The sequence below is a fragment of the Streptomyces sp. NPDC017202 genome (genome assembly GCF_044331705.1).
GTDB lineage: Bacteria > Actinomycetota > Actinomycetes > Streptomycetales > Streptomycetaceae > Streptomyces.
On sequence record NZ_JBIRNP010000050.1, the window covers coordinates 1 to 1,905 of the forward strand.

2 protein-coding genes are annotated in these 1,905 nt (G+C 67.2%); both read left to right on the forward strand.

Annotation, left to right across the window (positions count from 1 at the left end; genetic code table 11):
• Nucleotides 1–1,194: DUF3459 domain-containing protein (locus ACH4N1_RS34950; RefSeq protein ID WP_398104562.1), on the forward strand; the 1,194-nt coding region annotated here is incomplete at its 5' end.
• On the forward strand, nucleotides 1,191–1,905 hold a 715-nt coding region (locus tag ACH4N1_RS34955; RefSeq protein WP_398104564.1), incomplete at its 3' end, for an alpha-amylase family glycosyl hydrolase. The genes ACH4N1_RS34950 and ACH4N1_RS34955, both read left to right, overlap by 4 nt.

Genomic DNA, 1,905 nt, shown 5'->3' on the forward strand with positions numbered 1-1,905 from the left:
GTGCCGTGGGCGATCGGCTCGCCGGAGGGCGGCCACGACGCGGTGCACCCGGAGCTGGGCACGATCGAGGACTTCGACTGGTTCGTGCAGCGGGCGCGGGAGGAGGGGCTGGAGGTGGCGCTGGACTTCGCGTTGCAGTGCTCGCCGGACCATCCGTGGGTGCACAAGCACCCGCAGTGGTTCCGTCACCGCCCCGACGGGACGATCGCGTACGCGGAGAACCCGCCGAAGAAGTACCAGGACATCTACCCGATCGCCTTCGACGCCGACATGGACGGCATCGTGAAGGAGACGCTGCGGGTGCTGCGGCACTGGATGGGGCACGGGGTGCGGATCTTCCGGGTGGACAACCCGCACACCAAGCCGGTGGTGTTCTGGGAGCGGGTGATCGGCGAGGTCAACCGGACCGACCCGGACGTGATCTTCCTGGCCGAGGCGTTCACCCGGCCCGCGATGATGCACACCCTCGCGCAGATCGGTTTCCAGCAGTCCTACACCTACTTCACCTGGCGCACCACCAAGGAGGAGCTCACCGAGTACCTGACCGAGCTGTCGGGCGAGGCGGCGAGCTACATGCGGCCCAACCTCTTCCCCAACACCCCCGACATCCTCCACGCGTATCTCCAGCACGGCGGGCGTCCCGCCTTCGAGGCGCGGGCCGTGCTGGCCGCGACCCTCTCCCCCACCTGGGGTTTGTACAGCGGCTACGAACTGTGCGAGAACACCCCGCTCAGGCCCGGCAGCGAGGAGTACCTCGACTCCGAGAAGTACCAGCTGCGCCCCCGCGACTGGGCGGCCGCCGCACGCGAGGGCCGCACCATCGCCCCCCTCATCACCCGCCTCAACGAGATCCGCCGCGCCCACCCGGCGCTGCGGCAACTGCGGAACCTGCACTTCCACCACGCCGACCAGGAGGCGGTGATCGTCTACTCGAAGAGGAGCGGTTCGAACACGGTTCTGGTGGTCGTCAACCTCGACCCCCATCACACCCAGGAGGCCACGGTCTCGTTGGACATGCCGCAACTCGGCCTGGACTGGCACGAGTCCGTGCCGGTGCGCGACGAGCTCACCGGCGAGACCTACCACTGGGGCAGGGCCAATTACGTGCGCCTCGAACCGGGCACTCGGCCCGCGCACGTCCTGACCGTCCTGCGACCGTCCACCCCGCAGACCGGAGGGTCACCCACACGATGATCGTCAACGAGCCCGTTCACGACACCTTCGAGGACACCCCGGCCAAGGACCGCGATCCCGACTGGTTCAAGCGTGCCGTCTTCTACGAGGTCCTCGTCCGTTCCTTCCAGGACAGCAACGGCGACGGCGTCGGCGACCTCAAGGGCCTCACCGCCAAACTCGACTACCTCCAGTGGCTGGGCGTCGACTGCCTGTGGCTGCCGCCCTTCTTCAAGTCACCGCTCAAGGACGGCGGCTACGACGTCTCCGACTACACCGCCGTGCTGCCCGAGTTCGGCGACCTCGCCGACTTCGTGGAGTTCGTCGACGCCGCCCACCAGCGCGGCATGCGCGTCATCATCGACTTCGTCATGAACCACACCAGCGACCAGCACCCGTGGTTCCAGGAGTCCAGGAAGGACCCCGACGGGCCCTACGGCGACTACTACATGTGGGCCGACGACGACAAGCAGTACGCCGACGCCCGCATCATCTTCGTCGACACCGAGGTCTCCAACTGGACCTTCGACCCGGTGCGCAAGCAGTACTTCTTCCACCGCTTCTTCTCCCACCAGCCGGACCTCAACTACGAGAACCCGGCCGTGCAGGAGGAGATGATCTCCGCGCTGAAGTTCTGGCTGGATCTGGGGATCGACGGTTTCCGGCTGGACGCGGTGCCCTACCTCTACGCCGAGGAGGGCACCAACTGCGAGAACCTCCCCGCCACCCACG